The sequence below is a fragment of the Arboricoccus pini genome, from assembly GCF_900187945.1.
GTDB classification, from domain to species: Bacteria; Pseudomonadota; Alphaproteobacteria; order Geminicoccales; family Geminicoccaceae; genus Arboricoccus; species Arboricoccus pini.
The window spans coordinates 1-17,189 of sequence record NZ_FYEH01000013.1; the positions used below are offsets into that span (position 1 = coordinate 1).

Annotated in this window: 15 protein-coding genes; 8 read left to right on the plus strand and 7 right to left on the minus strand. The window is 64.7% G+C overall.

The genetic code is table 11. The annotated features are described in order from the left end of the window. Window positions 1-187 precede the first annotated feature (187 nt). Window positions 188-865 carry an RraA family protein gene (locus tag CFB17_RS15250; protein ID WP_088562441.1) on the plus strand — a complete coding sequence of 226 codons (678 nt, stop codon included), beginning with the start codon at window positions 188-190 and terminating at the stop codon, window positions 863-865. 11 nt (window positions 866-876) lie between these two features. Here the strand turns inward: CFB17_RS15250 and CFB17_RS15255 are convergent, their stop codons facing one another. Together CFB17_RS15255 and CFB17_RS15260 are read right to left on the minus strand one after the other, a co-directional pair. After that, window positions 877-2,136, minus strand: a complete 1,260-nt coding sequence (locus CFB17_RS15255; RefSeq protein ID WP_088562442.1) for an MFS transporter — start codon at window positions 2,134-2,136, stop codon at window positions 877-879. Window positions 2,137-2,192: 56 nt separating this feature from the next. Further along, window positions 2,193-2,657 carry a MarR family winged helix-turn-helix transcriptional regulator gene (locus tag CFB17_RS15260; protein WP_322112145.1) on the minus strand — a complete coding sequence of 155 codons (465 nt, stop codon included), beginning with the start codon at window positions 2,655-2,657 and terminating at the stop codon, window positions 2,193-2,195. Window positions 2,658-2,849: 192 nt separating this feature from the next. Between CFB17_RS15260 and CFB17_RS15265 the strand changes: the two genes are divergently transcribed. The 5 genes from CFB17_RS15265 (at window position 2,850) to CFB17_RS15285 (ending at window position 9,683) form a co-directional block, all read left to right on the plus strand. Further along, window positions 2,850-3,869: an alpha/beta hydrolase gene (locus tag CFB17_RS15265; RefSeq protein ID WP_088562443.1), complete on the plus strand. Its 1,020-nt coding sequence runs from the start codon at window positions 2,850-2,852 to the stop codon at window positions 3,867-3,869. Between the two features lie 77 nt (window positions 3,870-3,946). Further along, window positions 3,947-4,378: an organic hydroperoxide resistance protein gene (locus CFB17_RS15270; protein ID WP_088562444.1), complete on the plus strand. Its 432-nt coding sequence runs from the start codon at window positions 3,947-3,949 to the stop codon at window positions 4,376-4,378. A 124-nt stretch (window positions 4,379-4,502) separates the two neighbouring features. Continuing rightward, on the plus strand, window positions 4,503-5,123 hold the full coding sequence (locus CFB17_RS15275; RefSeq protein WP_088562445.1) for a TetR/AcrR family transcriptional regulator: 621 nt from the start codon (window positions 4,503-4,505) through the stop codon (window positions 5,121-5,123). 138 nt (window positions 5,124-5,261) lie between these two features. Beyond that, the gene (locus tag CFB17_RS15280; RefSeq protein ID WP_088562446.1) at window positions 5,262-6,485 is read left to right on the plus strand and encodes an efflux RND transporter periplasmic adaptor subunit; all 1,224 of its coding nucleotides are present in this window, start codon (window positions 5,262-5,264) and stop codon (window positions 6,483-6,485) included. Between the two features lie 9 nt (window positions 6,486-6,494). Further along, on the plus strand, window positions 6,495-9,683 hold the full coding sequence (locus CFB17_RS15285) for an efflux RND transporter permease subunit (protein ID WP_088562447.1): 3,189 nt from the start codon (window positions 6,495-6,497) through the stop codon (window positions 9,681-9,683). Between the two features lie 7 nt (window positions 9,684-9,690). Here CFB17_RS15285 and CFB17_RS15290 read toward each other — a convergent pair whose 3' ends face one another. Both CFB17_RS15290 and CFB17_RS15295 read right to left on the minus strand, forming a co-directional pair. Then, window positions 9,691-10,077, minus strand: a complete 387-nt coding sequence (locus CFB17_RS15290) for a RidA family protein (protein WP_088562503.1) — start codon at window positions 10,075-10,077, stop codon at window positions 9,691-9,693. A gap of 177 nt (window positions 10,078-10,254) precedes the next feature. Continuing rightward, window positions 10,255-11,013, minus strand: a complete 759-nt coding sequence (locus CFB17_RS15295; protein ID WP_088562448.1) for a 2-keto-4-pentenoate hydratase — start codon at window positions 11,011-11,013, stop codon at window positions 10,255-10,257. A 201-nt stretch (window positions 11,014-11,214) separates the two neighbouring features. Between CFB17_RS15295 and CFB17_RS15300 the strand changes: the two genes are divergently transcribed. Then, on the plus strand, window positions 11,215-12,516 hold the full coding sequence (locus tag CFB17_RS15300) for an LLM class flavin-dependent oxidoreductase (RefSeq protein WP_088562504.1): 1,302 nt from the start codon (window positions 11,215-11,217) through the stop codon (window positions 12,514-12,516). Between the two features lie 17 nt (window positions 12,517-12,533). On the opposite strand, the gene CFB17_RS15305 is transcribed toward CFB17_RS15300, so the two are convergent. From CFB17_RS15305 to gpmA, 3 genes are all read right to left on the minus strand, one after another. Beyond that, a complete protein-coding gene (locus tag CFB17_RS15305; protein ID WP_165769643.1) occupies window positions 12,534-13,403 on the minus strand; it encodes a phytanoyl-CoA dioxygenase family protein in 870 nt (289 codons plus the stop codon). A gap of 431 nt (window positions 13,404-13,834) precedes the next feature. Further along, window positions 13,835-14,245 (minus strand): DUF4186 domain-containing protein, encoded by a 411-nt coding sequence (locus CFB17_RS15310; RefSeq protein WP_088562450.1) that lies wholly within the window; start codon window positions 14,243-14,245, stop codon window positions 13,835-13,837. Then, window positions 14,238-14,942, minus strand: a complete 705-nt coding sequence (gpmA, locus tag CFB17_RS15315; protein ID WP_088562451.1) for a 2,3-diphosphoglycerate-dependent phosphoglycerate mutase — start codon at window positions 14,940-14,942, stop codon at window positions 14,238-14,240. Before gpmA ends, CFB17_RS15310 begins: the two co-directional genes overlap by 8 nt. 245 nt (window positions 14,943-15,187) lie before the next feature. Here gpmA and CFB17_RS15320 point away from each other — a divergent pair, with 245 nt between their 5' ends. After that, a complete protein-coding gene (locus CFB17_RS15320) occupies window positions 15,188-17,182 on the plus strand; it encodes a primary-amine oxidase (RefSeq protein ID WP_088562452.1) in 1,995 nt (664 codons plus the stop codon). The last annotated feature ends 7 nt before the right edge of the window (window positions 17,183-17,189 follow it).

The following is a 17,189-nucleotide window of genomic DNA, read 5'->3' on the forward strand; positions in this document are numbered from 1 at the left end:
AGACGACTTTTTCCTTCGCGGCAGCGAGTACCGCCGCGTTGGTGTGGAGCTATCTATCCCCCACTCTCACCCAACGCAAGAGGGATGGGGGAGAATTTTGACAGTTTTTCGAAAAGGCCGTCCTCGACCTCAGCCCCCACGCTTTTCATGATAGCGCCCGAGGCTGACAAAAAATGGAGGGGCAACCATGCCGCCCGACGACCGAAAACTGCGCGAACGGATCGAGGCCAAGCTCTTCACCGCCGTCATCGGCGACGTCATGGACCAGCTCGGTCTGCTCCATCAGTTCCTGCCGCCCACCATTCGCGGGCTCAAGGATCGGATGCTGATCGGGCGCGCGATGCCTGTTCTCGAGGCGGACTGCCACGGCGACACCACTGGCAACGATGGCTCACCCGCAGCCTTCGGCCTCATGTTCAAGGCACTGGATGATCTTTGCCAGGGCGAGGTCTATGTCACGACCGGTGCTTCGCCCACTTATGCCCTCTGGGGCGGCCTGATGAGCCGCAAGGCGCAGCAAGCCGGCGCCGCCGGCGCCGTCCTGGATGGCTTTCACCGCGACACGCGCGAGATCCTGGCCCTCGATTTCCCTGTCTTCTCGAAGGGCGCTTATGCCCAGGACCAGCGCCTGCGCGGCCGCGTGATCGATTTCCGCTGTCCCATCGGCTTCAAGAACGGCGCCGTCGTCCAGCCAGGCGACATGATCGTCGGCGACATCGACGGTGTCCTGGCGATCCCCGGGGACCGCGTCGAGGAGATCGTCCTGGCCGCGCTCGCGAAAGTGGAGGGCGAGGACGAGGTACGCCGCCGGATCCAGGGCGGTCAGAGCACGGAGGCCATATTCCGCGAAACCGGCATCATGTAGCGCTGAATGCGTCAGCCGATCGGCTGGCTGTCGCCAAGCCTGGCTGCCTCGGCAAAGCTCTCGAGGCGAGCCAGGCCGGGGAACAGGCGGATCCAGAACAGGGCCACTGCGATCGTCCCGATCCCGCCCAGGACCACGGCCGGGACCGCGCCGATGAGGTCCGCGAGCAGGCCCGATTCGAACTCGCCCAGCTGATTGGACGTGCCGACGAAGAGGAAATTGACGGCACTGACCCGCCCGCGCAGCGCCTCCGGCGTTGCCAGCTGCACGAGCGAGCTGCGCACGACCACGCTCACATTGTCTGCCGCCCCCATCACCATCAGGGCCACCAGGGAAAGCACGAGATCGCGCGACAGGCCAAAGACGATGGTGGCCAAACCGAAGGCAATGACGGCCGCGAACATCGTCCGGCCGACCCGCGCGCGGAGCGGTCTGAAGCCCAGGCAAGTCGCCATGGCGATGGCGCCCACCGCCGGTGCCGCGCGCAAAAATCCCAGGCCAAGCACGCCCGCGTGCAGCACCTGGTCGGCATAGATGGGCAGGAGGGCGGTGGCCCCGCCCAGCAACACGGCAAAGAGATCGAGCGAGATCGAGCCCAGAACGATTTTCTGCCGTCTGATGAAGGCGATGCCGCCGAACAGATCCGCCAGCCGCGCGCCCTTCACGCCCTCAAGCCGCCGCAAGGGTCGGATCGCCAGCATGAGCAACGCCGCGGTCAGAAAGCAGAAGGCAGTGAGCGCGTAGGGCACGCCGGCACCGAAGGCGAAGAGCACGCCGCCGGCCGCCGGACCGGCGATGGTGGCCGCCTGGTTGGCTGAGCTCGAAAGCGCGGAGGCGCGCGGGAATTGCTCGGTCGTCACCAACCCCGGCAGAAGGGCCGCCATGGCCGGATTGAGGAAGGCGCGCGCACCCCCGACGACCATGACGGCCGCGTAGATCCAGCCCGTCGTCAGCCAGCCCTCCAGGCTCCCCAGCGTCAGAACGAGCGCGGCCAGCCCGGCACAGGTCTGCGAGACGGCGACGACGTAGCGGCGATCAAAGCGATCCGCGGCCTGGCCGGCCGGCAGGGTCAAGAGCACCATCGGCGCGAACTGCGCCAAGCCGACGAGCCCCAGCGCCATGGCACTGTGGGTCAGGTCATAGACATGCCAGCCCACTGCAGCGGCAACGATCTGCAAGCCCATGCCCGCCAGCACGCGTGCCACCCAGAAGAGGAGGAAGGGTACGTGGCCCGCAAGCGGCGGGCCCTCGCCGGCGGTATCATCGATCATGCAAGGCACTCCGCGCTCGGATCGGCGGGCCGGCTTCCTGTCAAAAGATCGTCCCGCTAACTCGCGGCTGCCGTTTCGGCCGTATCGGCGAACGTGTCCAGCCTGGCGCGAAGATCCCGGATCTCGCGAGTGAGCCTGGCCAGCTCCGTCGACCCGCAGCCCGCGGCCTGGGCGACACGCGCCGGCACCGGGCGCGCGCTGTCCTGCAATGCCCTGCCGGCCTCGGTCAGCTCCAGCCTCAGCTCGCGCTCGTCTGCAGGATTGCGCATCCGGCGAACGAGACCCGCTGCCTCCAGCCGCTTCAAGAGCGGCGTCAGCGTGCCGGAATCGAGAAACAGCGTCTGCCCCAGCGCCTTGACCGTCTGCCCCTCGCTGGCCCAGAGCGCACGCATCACCAGATATTGCGGATAGGTCAGGCCCAGTTTCTCCAGCAAGGGCTTGTAGACCCGGTTCATCGCATGTGCCGCCGTATAGAGCGAGAAGCAGAGCATCTCCTCGAGCGCGATCTCTTTCGTTGTCACCAATGCGTCCTCTCCCAGCTCGAATCCTTGAAGAAATGGGGACGGCCAAGGGATTGCGCGCAATTTATTAGCGCATGCCTGGCATGCGAATGAATTAAATTGTGAGCAATTTAATTGCGCACTATCTGAATTGGCGACGGCGCAACGACCTACGAGGACCGCTGCGAAACGTCAGCCAAAGGAGATCAATCAATGAGCATCATCGGCAAAACCGTGGCAGCGGCGGCGCTGCTTGCCGTCACGAGCGGGGCGGCCTTGGCAGCCCCGGTCCTGGAACCCGCGACGCAAGCCTTCATCGACGCCCTCGCCAAGGGCGGCGGCGCGCCAATCTACCAGCTGAGCCCGGCGGACGCCCGCAATGTGCTGGCGGGAGCGCAGGCGGGCAAGGTCGCCAAGCCAGCGGTCGACATCGAGGATACCAGCTTTCCGGTCGGCCCGACCGGCAAGGTCGCGATCCGCATCGTTCGGCCGCAGCATGCCAAGGGCGACCTGCCGGCCGTCATCTACCTGCACGGCGGCGGATGGGTCCTGGGCGACAAGAACACCCATGATCGCCTGGTGCGCGAGCTCGCCGACAAGACCAAGGCGGCGATCGTCTTCGTCGACTATGATCGCTCGCCCGAGGCAAAATTCCCCGTCGCGATCGAGCAGGCTTATGCTGCGGCGGTGCATATCCAGGACCATGCCCGGTCGCTTGGCATCGATCCCACCCGCCTGGCCGTCGCCGGCGACAGCGTCGGCGGCAACATGGCAGCGGCCCTCACGCTCCTGGCCAAAGAGCGGCATGGCCCTCGCTTTTTGAGCCAGGTCCTGTTCTATCCCGTGACGGACGCGAATTTCGACAATGGCTCCTACCAGACGTTCGCCGACGGACCATGGCTGACGAAGCCTGCCATGGAGTGGTTCTGGAATGCCTATCTGCCCGACGCGTCGGCACGGCAGAATCCGATCGCCACGCCTCTGAACGCCACGATCGAGCAACTTCGGGGCCTGCCGCCCGCGCTCGTCGTCACCGATGAGAACGACGTGCTGCGCGACGAAGGCGAGGCTTATGCAAGAAAGCTCGCAGCAGCGGGCGTGCGCGTCACCTCGACCCGCTACAACGGCACCATCCACGATTTCGTCATGCTGAACGCGCTGGCGGCAACACCGGCCAGCGAGGCGGCGATTGACCAGGCAGCGACAGTGCTCCGCCAGGCCTTCGCCCGCTGAGCGCGCCGTTCGCTTTGTCTTTTGACCTCACCCCAGGGCCGCCGATCCCACGGCGACTCCTCCAAGGAGAAACGATAATGTCAGTCGATGTGAAATACCGTACCCAGGCCACCGCCACCGGCGGTCGCGACGGCCATGCCGCAACGCATGACGGCAGCCTCGACGTCAAATTGACGACGCCCAAGGAACTGGGGGGCGCCGGCGGCCCGGGCAACAATCCCGAGCAACTCTTCGCCGCCGGCTATGCCGCCTGCTTCATCGGCGCCATGAAGTTCGTAGCGGCGACGGAAGGCGGCGCGAAGGTGCCGAACGACGCCAGTGTCACCGCCTCAGTCGGCATCGGGCCGCGGTCGGAAGGCGGCTTCGGGCTCGACATCGCGCTCGACGTCAAACTTCCGGGCGTGCCGGCCGAAGTCGCGCGGACGCTGGTGGAAAAAGCGCACCAAGTCTGCCCCTACTCCAATGCCACCCGCAACAACGTCCCCGTCCGGCTGACCATCGCCGATTAAGTCAGCCAAGCGAGGCCGCCTATGATCCCGGCACAGACCATGGGCGACCTTTGCCTCTCGGGGGACTTTATATACGCCCAACTGTTGCGTATATACACCATCGTCTAGTTAGGGAGCATCGGTCGTGGCCATCGGTCGACCGCGCGCGTTCGACATTGACGAGGCCCTGGACAAGGCACTCCTCGTCTTTTGGCAACAGGGCTATGAGGGGACCTCGCTCTCCGACCTGACGGCGGCCATGGGAATCAATCGTCCCAGCCTCTATGCCGCCTTCGGGAACAAGGAAGCGCTGTTTCGCAAGTCGCTGGATCGTTATTACGCGCGCGCCCGGGAAAAGATGGATACCGCCCTGGCCGAGCCCACGACGCGAGGCGTCGCCGAACGCCTTCTGGCCATCGTCATCGAACGCATCGCCGACCCATGCAACCCTTCGGGCTGCATGATCGTCCAATGCCGCAGCGAGAAGACCGAGGCGATCCGTCGTGCACTGGATGATTGCCGGATCAGCGGCGAGGCGCGGCTTTGCGAGCGCTTCACCAAGGCTCGGGCCGAGGGCGACCTGCCGCCCGATATCGAGCCCCGTGACCTCGCCCGCTATCTGGCAACGGTGATCCAGGGCATGTCGATCCAGGCCGCGGGCGGCGCGGATGCCGCCGACCTGAAGCGTATCGCCGCCTTGGCGATTCGGGCTTGGCCAGTGCCCACCACAACGCCAAAGCGCGCCGGAAAATCCGTCGCCGCCTAAAGGTCGCACGCGGCCTCTCATGATTTTCGTGGGCACGACCTTGACGCAGTGCACCACCATTCTTACTTCGCGCTAATCTGTACCGCTTGGTAAGTAATTCTATTGCTGCCGCGCGGTGTTCTCGATCCGCGAGGCACGATGAGTGTGACCCCTCCCTCTTCCCCTGTCGCGGCCCGAACCAGCCCCCGACATGCCCGTCGCTGGCTGGGAGCCGGCTTCCTGGCTCTTCTGGCCGTCGGCGGTGTCTTGAGCTTCGAGCAGTTCAGCCAAAGCACCGATGCGGCCGAGACCGCCGCAGCACCTCCACCCCCTCAGGTAACCGTCGCCCACCCCTTGGAGCGCCAGGTTGCCGGCTCGACGGAATTCACCGGCCAATTCTCGGCGGTCGACTATGTCGAGATCCGCGCGCAGGTGAGCGGCTACCTGACCGAGATCCATTTTACCGACGGCCAGATCGTCAAGAAGGGCGATCTGCTCTTCGTCATCGATCCCCGCCCCTATGAAATTCAGCTGCAGCAGGCGCAGGCCCGGCTACAGACGGCCCAGGCCAACCTCGAACTTGCCAACAAGCAGCTCTCGCGCACCACCGAGCTGAAGCGCAGCGACTTCGCCTCGGGCGAGTTGCTCGACCAGCGGACCCAAGGGCAGCGATCGGCGCAAGCCGACCTTGACGACGCCAAGGCCGCCATCCGGGCAGCGGCGCTCAACGTCGAGTTCACCCATGTCATCGCTCCCTTGAGCGGCAAGATCAGCACGCATCGGGCCTCGATCGGCAGCCTCGTCAATGGTGGCCAGACTGCTTCCAGTTCGACGCTTCTAACGACGATCGTCTCGCTCGATCCGATCCATCTCGATTTCGAGATGAGCGAGAGCGACTATCTGGCCTTTCGCCGCTACCAGCAGGACGTCGGCCCGACGGCGATCGATCGCAAGGTGGATGTCCGCCTGAGCGACGAGAAAGGCTGGCCCCGCCAGGGCATGCTCAGCTTCGTCGACAACCAGATCGACCGTGCCAGCGGCACCATCCACGCCCGGGCCGACATTCCCAATCCCGATCTCTTCATCGCCCCCGGACAATTCGCCCGGCTGCGCCTGCCTACTTCGGCCGCGCGGAGCACGCTCCTCGTTCCCGATGCCGCCGTCATGCTCGATCAGTCGACGCAGCTCGTGCTGACGGTCAAGGCGGACGGCACGGTCGTCCCCAAGCCCGTCGAGCTCGGGCAACTGGTCGACGGGCTGCGGGTCGTCAAGTCCGGCCTGGCCCCCGCCGACCAGGTCATCATCAACGGCCTGATGTTGGCGCGTCCCGGCACCAAGGTGACACCGGCGCCAGGCTCGATCGAGCCGCAACCGGAAGGCTGAGGAGCCCCCATGCGCCTGTCCCACTTCTTCATCGACCGGCCGATCTTCGCAGCCGTCCTCTCGGTCTTCATCACGATCGTGGGTGCCGCCGCCTATTTCGCGCTGCCGACGGCCGAATATCCCGAGATCGCGCCGCCCACGGTGCAGATCACCACGACCTTCCCCGGCGCATCGGCCGAAACCGTCAGCAAGAGCGTCGCCACGCCGCTCGAGCAGCAGATCAACGGCGTGGAGAACATGCTCTACGTCAGCAGCCAGGCGACCGGCGATGGCAAGCTCACCATCACCGTCACCTTCAGGCTCGGCACCGACCTGGATACCGCCCAGGTGTTGACGCAAAACCGGGTCGCCATCGCCTTGCCGCGCCTGCCCGACGAGGTCCAGCGCCAGGGCGTCGTCGTGAAGAAGAGCAGCCCGGACATGCTGATCCTGGTGCATCTCTATTCGCCCGACCGCTCGCGCGACCAACTCTATATGTCGAACTACGCCACCTTGCGCGTCAAGGACGTGCTGGCGAGGCTTGAGGGCGTTGGCGACGTGCAGGTCTTCGGCGCGCGCGACTATGCGATGCGCGTCTGGCTCGATCCCGACAAGGTCGCTACCTATAATCTAACGGCCGGCGACGTCGTCAACGCGCTGCGCGCGCAGAACGTCCAGGTCTCGGCCGGCATCTTGAATCAGCCACCCATGCCGGGCGGCGCCGACGATGGCGCTTTCCAGCTGAACGTCCAGACGCTGGGCCGGCTGACCGAGCCCGCCCAATTCGCCGACATCATCATCAAGTCCGACGGCCAGGGCCGCGTCACCCGCGTGCGGGACGTCGGCCGGGTCGAACTCGGCGCCCAGGACTATGGCAGCAACGGCTATCTCGACACGCAGTCCGCCGTTCCGATCCTCGTCTACCAGCAACCAGGCTCCAACGCGCTGGCGACCGCCGACAGCGTGCGCGCGACGATGACCGAGCTTGCCAAGGATTTCCCCCCGGGGCTGGCCTATGACATCATCTACAACCCGACCGAGTTCATCGCGCAATCGGTGCACGAGGTTCTCAAGACCATCATCGAGGCGATCGTCCTGGTCGTCATCGTCGTCATTCTCTTTCTCCAGACTTGGCGCGCCTCGATCGTGCCGATCATCGCCATCCCGATCTCCCTGGTCGGCACGCTGGCCGTCCTCCTGGCGATGGGCTTCTCGCTGAACAACCTTTCCTTGTTCGGCCTGGTGCTGGCGGTCGGCATCGTCGTCGACGATGCCATCGTCGTCGTCGAGAATGTCGAACGCAACCTGCATGCCGGGCTCTCGCCCCGGGAGGCGGCGCACCGGACGATGGACGAGGTGGGCGGGGCGCTCATCGCCATCGCTCTCACGCTTTGCGCCGTCTTCATACCCTCGGCCTTCATATCCGGCATCCAGGGCCAGTTCTTCCGTCAGTTCGCCGTCACGATCGCGGCCTCGACCGTCATTTCCTGCTTCGTCTCGTTGACGCTGAGCCCCGCTCTCTGCGCGCTGCTCTTCAAGCCACACGTGCACGAGGCGCATCGTCGCAAGACGCCCATCTATGCGCGGCCCATCACCCTCTTCTTCAAAGGTTTCAACGCCGTCTTCGCCTGGCTCTCGGACCGCTATGGGCGCCTCACCTCGCGCCTGATCCGGCTCTCGATCATCGTGCTTGTGGGTTATGCCGGCCTGATCGCACTGACGGGCTACCAGTTCAACCGCGCGCCCCGCGGCTTCATCCCGAATCTCGATCAGGGCTACCTGATCACGGTCATCCAGCTCCCGCCGGGCGCCTCGCTGGCGCGGACCGACGAGGTCGTCCTCAAGGCAGCGCGCGACATGCTGGACGTGCCGGGCGTTCGCCACGTCGTACCGTTCTCGGGCTTCGATGGCGCCACCTTCACGAACGCCTCGAATGCCGGCGCCATCTTCTCCTCGCTGGCCCCCTTCGAGGAACGGGAGAAGCAGGGGCTGACGGCGGACGTCATCCTGGCCAGCCTGCGCCAGCGCCTGGCGGGCATCAACGATGCCTTCATCATCACCATTCCGCCGCCGCCCGTGCGCGGCATCGGCACGGCCGGCGGATTCAAGATGATGGTCCAGGACCGCGACGGCGCCGGGCCCCAGGCCCTCGAGGCAGCCGCCCAGCGCCTTAGCGCTGCCGCCAATCAGGTGCCTGGACTGGTCGGCGTGTTCTCGCTCTTCAGCACCAAGACGCCCACGATCTACGCCGATCTCGACCGGCTCAAGGCGGAGAAACTGGGCGTCACGCCGGCCAAGCTCTTCGAAACCCTCCAGGTCTATCTGGGCTCGGCCTATGTCAACGATTTCAACTATCTCGGCCGCACCTACCAGGTGACCGCGCAGGCGGACGCGCCGTTCCGCCGCTCGCCCGAGGACATCAGCCGCCTCAAGACCCGCAACGAGAGCGGGGCCATGGTACCGATCGGGTCGATCGCCAACTTCAAGAGCGTCACCGGTCCCTACCGCGTGCCACGCTACAATCTCTATCCGGCGGCCGAGGTCCAGGGCAATGCCTTGCCAAACGTCTCCTCGGGCTACGTCCTATCGGCCATGGAGCAGACGGCGCGGGCGACGCTGCCACCGGGCATGAGCTTCGAGTGGACCGACCTCTCCTTCCAGCAAAAGGTGGCGGGCAATACCACGCTCCTCATCTTCGCGGCCTCGGTCCTCTTCGTCTTCCTCGTGCTGGCGGCCCAGTATGAGAGCTGGACCTTGCCGCTGGCCGTCATCCTGATCGTGCCCATGTGCCTTCTGGCCGCGGTGACCGGCCTTTTGATACGCGGCATGAGCGTCGACATCCTGGCCCAGGTCGGCTTCGTCGTGCTCGTCGGCCTGGCCGCCAAGAACGCGATCTTGATCGTCGAGTTCGCCAAGCAGAACGAGGATGAAGGTGCCGCACCGGGCCAGGCGGCGATCGCCGCCGCGCGGATACGCCTCCGCCCGATCTTGATGACCTCGTTCGCCTTCATCCTAGGCGTGGTGCCGCTGGTCAGGGCGACGGGTGCTGGTGCCGAGATGCGCCAGTCGCTGGGCACGGCCGTCTTTGCCGGCATGCTGGGCGTCACCGTCTTCGGCCTCATCTTCACGCCCGTCTTCTATGCGGTGATCCGCAAGCTGGCGGGCCGCCGCCGGGTCCAAGACGTGCCTAGCAGCGGCCTCGCCCAGCCCGCGGAATAAGGCGGGCTCAGCCGGGCCGGCTTGCCACGAGATCGATCTCGATCAGGGCGTCATAGGCAAGGCCCGTGACGCCCACGCAGGTCCGGGCCGGCAGGCGGCCGGCGGGAAAGAAGGAACTCCAGACGGCGTTCATGGCGGCGTAGTCCTGCTTAAAGCGGGTAAGATAGATCCTGGCCATGACGACGTGCTCGAGATCGAGCTCCAGCCCGTTCAGCACTGTGCGAAGATTGGCCATCACCGCCCGGGTCTGCGCCTCGATGCCCTCCGGCAGCACGCCCGGCGCCTCGGGCGTGTCGGGCATCTGGCCGGTGACAAAGACGAAACCTTCCGCCTCGACGGCGTGGCTGAAGGGGGCCACCGGCCGGGGACCGCCGGCGATCATATGAAAGGCCATCATCGAAGCGTTCCCTTCCTGTACATCAAGCCCATGGTGGACTTCAGGCCTTGCCTTGAAGCCGATGGCGGTCCAAGGCGGGCTCCGGATCGAGAATGCGCGACTTCCAGCACCTCGCATGGCACCGCTGATCACGAGGGGGCCGGACCTCTGCCGTCACGCCGGCGCGTCAGGCGATCAGTCGATCCGCAGCTCCATGGAGCCGACGCCGTCGAAGACGGTCGTGATCTCGACCGGCGCGTCGACGAAGATGGTGCCGGTGGTCGAGCCGGAGGTGACGACGTCGCCGGCCTTCAGGCCCCCATGGCGGGCGGCCACGTGGTTCGCCAGCCAGACGAGGAGCCGCATCGTCTCGCCGGCAGAATTGCCGCCCACTTGGTCATGCGTGACCTTGTGGTCGATCTCCTGGTGCACATGGGTGGCGATCGAGACCACATCCTGCCAGGCGGTCAGCCCCGGGCCGATGACCAGCGCGCCGTGATTGCCCTGGTCGGCCAAATGGACCGGTGCCGGCTGGCTCTTGAAGACCTCGAACCTCAGATCGACGATTTCGATCGCCGGGTGGATCGAGCCGATGGCAGCCCGGACCTCCTCCTCGCCAAAGGGCGCCTCGCGCGCGGGAAGGTCCTTGGCGAAACGGTAGGCGAGTTCGGATTCGATGCCGATCTTGTGGAACATCGCGGCCGGCAGTCGTGCAACGTCGTCGAAGAAGGTCTCGGCCAGGATGGGCGCGCAATTGGGCTCGGCGGTCGGACTGGCCGCTCCCACCTTCCAGGCGACGATCCGGCCGCCCAGCCCGGCCGCGACCTCGTCTTGCACCTGATAGGCCTCAAGGTCGCTGGCCGGCGCTTCCCCGGCCGGCAGACTGGTCAGCCAGACGCCATCGGCACGGGCCTGGAGGAGACGGGCGGCGGCGGGCTTGGGGTCGAAGCTCATGGGCAAAGGCTTTCCCGATTTACCTACTTCCCCACTCCCTTCCTCCCTTGCGACAGGCTTGGCAATCCCGGCAAGGAGACGTCCTTTGCAAGGATCGCGGCTTCCATGCGCGAACACCCCTTTTCCCGCCGCCTCTAAGGCGCCACCCTCGGAGCTTGGCAGGTCATTCGAAGGAGACCACCCTTGGCCGACCCACGCCAGATGAAGCTCGGCTTGTCGCTCCGCTATCTGGGCTATCACATGGCGGCCTGGCGCCATCCGGACGTGCCGGCCGACGGTGCCATCCATTTTGACTATTTCCTCAAGAGCGCCCGCAAGGCCGAGGCCGCCAGGTTCGACATGGTCTTCTTTGCCGACGGCATCGGCGTGCGCGCCGACGACAAGCCCGAGGGCTCGCTTTGTCGCGACATGAAGAATGCCGAGCTTGAACCCTTGACGCTGCTGGCGGCCCTTGGCGCCTGCACCAGCCATGTGGGCCTCGTGGCGACTGCCTCCACCACCTATAACGAACCCTTCCATATCGCCCGCAAATTTGCCTCGATTGACCATATCTCGGGCGGTCGGGCCGGCTGGAACGTCGTCACCTCCTGGTCGGAGCAGGAGGCCTGGAACTTCAATCGCGATGCGCATCTGGGCTACGAGGAGCGCTATGAGCGGGCCCTGGAGTTTGTCGAGGTCGTCACCAAGCTCTGGGACAGCTGGGAGCCGGACGCGTTCATCCGCGACAAGGCATCCGGCGTCTTCTACGATCCGGCCAAGCTGCATGTGCCGCACCATGTGGGCAAGCATTTCAAGGTGCGCGGACCGCTGAACTCGGCGCGCACGCCGCAGGGGCGCCCGGTCATCGTCCAGGCCGGTGCCTCCGAGCAGGGCCGCGAGATCGCCGCCCGTTATGCCGACGTCATCTATTCGGCGCCACACGCGCTGGATGCAGCCAAGGCCTTCTACGCCGACCTCAAGGCGCGCGCGGTCCGGCACGGCCGGCGGCCGGAGGATCTCCTGATCCTACCCGGCATCACGACTTATGTGGGCCACACCCGGGAGGAAGCCGCGGAGAAGCTGGCCTTCCTGCAGCGCCTGATCCATCCGCTCACGGGCCTGGCCACGCTCTACAACCATATGGGCGACTTGCGCGACCATGATCTGGACGGACCGGTCCCGCCACCCGTCAATCCCAGCATGCGCAGCATGGCGGCTGATCTCTACAAGGTAGCGCAAACGGAAAATCTGACTATCCGCCAGCTCTATGAGCGGGCGGCGGCGGGCAATGGCGGCCGGATCCTGGTCGGCACGCCAAACGAGATCGCCGACGACATGGAACGCTGGATGGACGAAGGCGCGGCCGACGGCTTCAATCTCTGCCCGGCCACGGTGCCGCCGGGCGTCGACGACTTCATCGAGCTCGTCCTGCCCGAACTCAGGCGGCGGGGACGGTTTCGCCAAGCCTATGAGGGCCGCACGCTGCGCGAGAATCTGGGCCTTTTGCCCTTGGACCCATCCTGATCAGGCCGCGCGGCCGATCATCCCAATCGGCCATATTCGTAGCTGGGATTGGCCGGCCTGGCACCGAACTCGAATTCGAGGATCAGCCGCGGCTTGTCCTCACATAGCGAACCCGTGTGAAAGACGAACGGGTCCTCGGCAAAACCCGTCCCGGCCTCCCCGATGATCGTCCGGAAGGCCTCCTCGCCATAGACGTCCTCCAGTTCCTCCGTGGGACGACCGACGGTCACCGTGAATTGCTGGCGCAACGGCCGTCGCCTGTGGCTACCGACAATGCATCGATGCGGGCCCGATTTCTCGTCGATGGGCGTCAGGTAGAAGAAGAATTTGAGCGTGCGCCACTCGTTCATGTCGAAGTGAAACTTGTCCTGCGCCACCGCATGCAGATCCGCGTCCGACACCCGCTTGGCGGGAAAGCTCCACCAGAGACGCGTACGGTTCCAGATCGGCTCTTGCCCCAGATAAGCCTCGGCGATGCTCAAGAGCACCGGATCGTTCCGCAGGCTCCGAATCTCCGGAGATTCCTCCACGGCCTCGAAATAATAGGCAGCGATTACATCGCGCTCCCGTGTCCTGTTCACGCTCTCGACATCCTCGGGCAGGAAGGGTTGGTCCTGCCGGTCGCGCGCATAGCAATGCTTTGCGAGCGCAAAGTTCCTGATGGCCGCGACCGTCTGGTCCTCGAGCCGCAGGCCAATGAAGACGCCCTGTGTGACCAGTCCGTCGACCGCTTTGTCCAGATCGATGGGCGAGAGCTGGTGGCTGGTTGCCGGACGGGGATGACGATAGGCAGCCCGGTGCAGCAGGCGCTCGAGACGCCGTCCGGCCAGGGTCCGCGCACAGATGAACATCACAAGCCAGGAGGGCTTTTCCCGCACGTATCGCATGTAAGCCGGAGCCCGCGCGCGAACGCGTCGGAACAACGACGTCTGCGACAGCGTCAATCTATCAGCCGTCAAAGCCCTTCTCCGTCCTCGTCCATCAACCATGAAGCGCAAAGAACGATATCGGAACGGCGCTCAATGCGCTGATCATCCACATGCTCGACAAATAACGTAAGCAACCTCTGATAGCGAAAGAAAAAATGATTCAGCTCAAAATGTCGACAATATATGGAAATTATAGGATTTTATTCTGAATACACGCCGGATAAGTCCAATTTTTGGTTGGGCTCCGCATTTTCAACAAGCGGCGACGCATGCCGCACATCAATAACCGATATCTAACGTCGTGGTTTTATTCCTTCGGCCGTCCCCTTCTGGCTAGCCTCTGATATCGACGCAAGGTTGATCGAGCCTGAGGCCTACCGATCTGGCGCCTAGTCGTCCGGTTCCTGGCCGAGCAGGTCGAGCTGGCGCGCCGTCGGTGCTTCCTCGCCCGCGGATTGTGCACGAAGCCAGCGCTCTATCAGGGCCAGGACACGCGCGCGATCGGCGGGCGTCAGGGCACTGCCCTTCTCAATACCGTACCATTTCGCGAGGCAGGAGCGGCAGCAGGTGGCCGTGGCGTGCTGAGCCGTGAAGACGGGGTGACCCTGCCAAGGCGTCTGGCGGCCATCCCGTGCTGGCTTGCCTGGCGCCAACCGGCGGTCGATGAACTCCGCGGCATGCGCCAGGACAACCGCCAGCCCTTTCGCGTACAGATAATCGCGATCGTGAGCCGAGAGCTTGAATTTGGCGCGAAACGGGCTGGCGCGCAGCCGCGCCCAGATCACATCGTCTTCAGGCATCCTCAAGGTCGCGAAGATAATAGTGACGGAGCGGATGCAACGCATCATCCAACTCGTAGACCAAAGGCTGGCCCGTCGGGATCTCGAGATCGACGATCGCATCGTCGGCAATCCCGTCCAGATATTTCACCAAGCCGCGCAGACTGTTGCCATGCGCCACCACCAGGGGTGTCTGACCTGCGCGCAGGGCCGGGGCAATGGCCTCCTCCCAGTAGGGAAGCGTGCGCGCGATCGTGTCCTTCAGGCTTTCCGCTCGCGGCATAGCCTCCTTGCCGATCGCACGGTAGCGCGCCTCCTGATCCGGCAGCCGCGTATCACCGTCGGGCAAGGGGGGTGGAGCGACATCGAAGCTGCGGCGCCAGAGATGCACCTGGGCCTCGCCGACATCGCGCGCGGCCTCGGCCTTGTTCAGCCCCTGCAAGGCGCCATAATGGCGCTCGTTCAATCGCCAGTGCGCCCGTGTCGGCAACCACATCCAGTCGCACTGCTCCTGCACGATCCAAAGGGTGCGGATCGCCCGACGGAGATAGGACGTGTAGCAGATGCTCGGTGCCAGATGATGGCGCCTTAGCTGCTCGGCTGCGCGCTCCGCCTCGCGATGACCCTGCTCGGACAGATCGACATCCGTCCAGCCGGTGAAACGGTTCTCCCGATTCCACGTGCTCTGGCCATGCCGCAGTAGCACCAGCTGTCGCATTGTCCTCGCCCCTTGCCGCATCCCCGCCCTTCTAAGATAGGTAGAGCTCGCTCTCCGGACGAGCGCCGCCCTGGACAAGAATTAGCCAGAGCTGCTCAACGCCGGGTCATCAAGCCGGCCCTCGGGGCTGATTGCGCGCCGCCGGCGCAGAAGGCTGGCAGGCGGCACGCTTCTTGTTTGATTAAACGTCCACTAGGTCGCGGCGTGGTTTTGGCCGCCATGGTAAGCACCGGAGACTCTCCATCATGTCGTTGTCGTTGGATGCGGGCAGCCGCCCGTCCACGAGCATTGCCCATCCCCTCGATCCCCTAAGCGTCGAAGAGATCGGCAATGCGGCGTCTATCATCCGCGCGCATTACAACTGGGGCGACGACCTGCGGGTAGAGACGATCGATCTCGAGGAAGCGGCCAAGGACGTCGTACGCGGCTTCAAGCCCGGCGCGCCGATCCAGCGAATCGCCACCTACAACGTCTATCGGCGTGGCGTCATGGGCGTGCATCAGGGCCGGATCGATCTCGGCAAGAGGGAGATCCTGGACGAGCATTTCCTGCCCGAGGCGCGCGCCATGGTCGCGGTCGAGGAAGTCCTGGCGATCGAGGCTACTGTTAAGGCCGACTCGCGCTTCCAGGCTGCCCTGGCAAGACGCGGCATCCTCGACAAGCTCGACTTGATGTGCGTCGACCCATGGACCGTGGGTAGCTTCGGCCATACCATCGAGAGCGGCCGGCGGGTACTCAACTGCTTCATCTGGATGCGCGCCTTCGAGCTCGACAATTACTATGCCCATCCCGTCGAGGGGCTGCACGCCCTGGTCGACCTCTCGGATCTGACGATCCTCGAGGTGACGGACCATTTCGCCGAGAACGGCGACTATATTCCCGTGCCGATGACGCCGCTCAATTATGACGCATCGCTGCTCACTGCCTTTCGCGAACCTTCGGCGCCTTTGAATGTCGTGCAACCCGAAGGTCCGGGCTTCAAGGTCGAGGGCAACAAGGTCACCTGGGAGAACTGGGACTTCCATGTGGGCTTCAACGGCCGCGAGGGTCTGGTCCTGAACACGATCGGCTACACCCACAACGGCCAGCGGCGGCCGCTCGTCTATCGCGCCTCGATCGCGGAAATGGTCGTGCCCTACGGCACGCCGGAGCGCTCGCATTACCGCAAGAACGTCTTTGACAGCGGCGAGATCGGCTTTGGCCGCATGGCCAATTCCCTGAAGCTCGGCTGCGACTGCCTGGGCGTCATCCATTATTTCGACGCCGTCGTGCCAACCTTGTTCGGCGATCCGCGCACCATCGAGAACTGCATCTGCCTGCATGAGGAAGACGACGGCCTGGCCTGGAAGCATTTCGACGTCCGCACCGAGCGGACCGACGTGCGCCGGGCAAGGAAGCTCGTCATCTCGTCGATCTCGACCATCGGCAATTACGAATATGCCTCCTACTGGTATCTCCACCAGGACGGCCGTATCGAATATGAGATGAAGGCAACCGGCATCATCAACACGGCCGCCTGCCACCCGGGCCAGCCCGGCAAGTTCGGCACCGAGGTTGCCCCCGGCATTGTCGGTCACATCCACCAGCACATTTTTTGTGCCAGGCTCGACGTCGAGATCGACGGGCCGAACAACACCGTCGTCGAATGCGACACCATCGTGCCCCCCATGGGCAGCGCCGAAAACCCCTACGGCAATGCCTTCTATGTCGAGCAGCGGGTGCTCAAGAGCGAGCTCGAGGCAATGCGGGACGTCGATTTCGACCGCATGCGCTTTTGGAAGGTGATCAACCCCGAGAAGACCAACTGGGTCGGCACGCCGGTCGGCTTCAAGCTCGAGGCGACCTCGCCCGTGAAGGCCTTCACCCACCCGGACAGCGTCTCCGGCAAACGCGGCCGCTTCATCCAGCACCAGCTCTGGGTGACGCCCTTCGCGCCCAATGAGCGTTTCCCCGCCGGCGAGTTCGTCAATCAGTCGACGGGCGACGACGGGCTCGAGGCCTGGATGCAGAAGGATCGCCCAGTCGAGAATACGGATATCGTGCTCTGGCACTCCTTCGGCCTGCATCACCTGCCGCGTCAGGAGGATCACCCGGTTCAGCCCTGCGTCGTCTGCGGTTTCAAGCTGATGCCCGCCGGCTTCTTCGACCAGAATCCCGTGATCGACCTGCCGCCCTCGGTCAATCACGCAAGCTGCAGCGCCTTTGACGACAAAGGCGGATCCAGCTGCTGTCATAGCTGATCCCTGG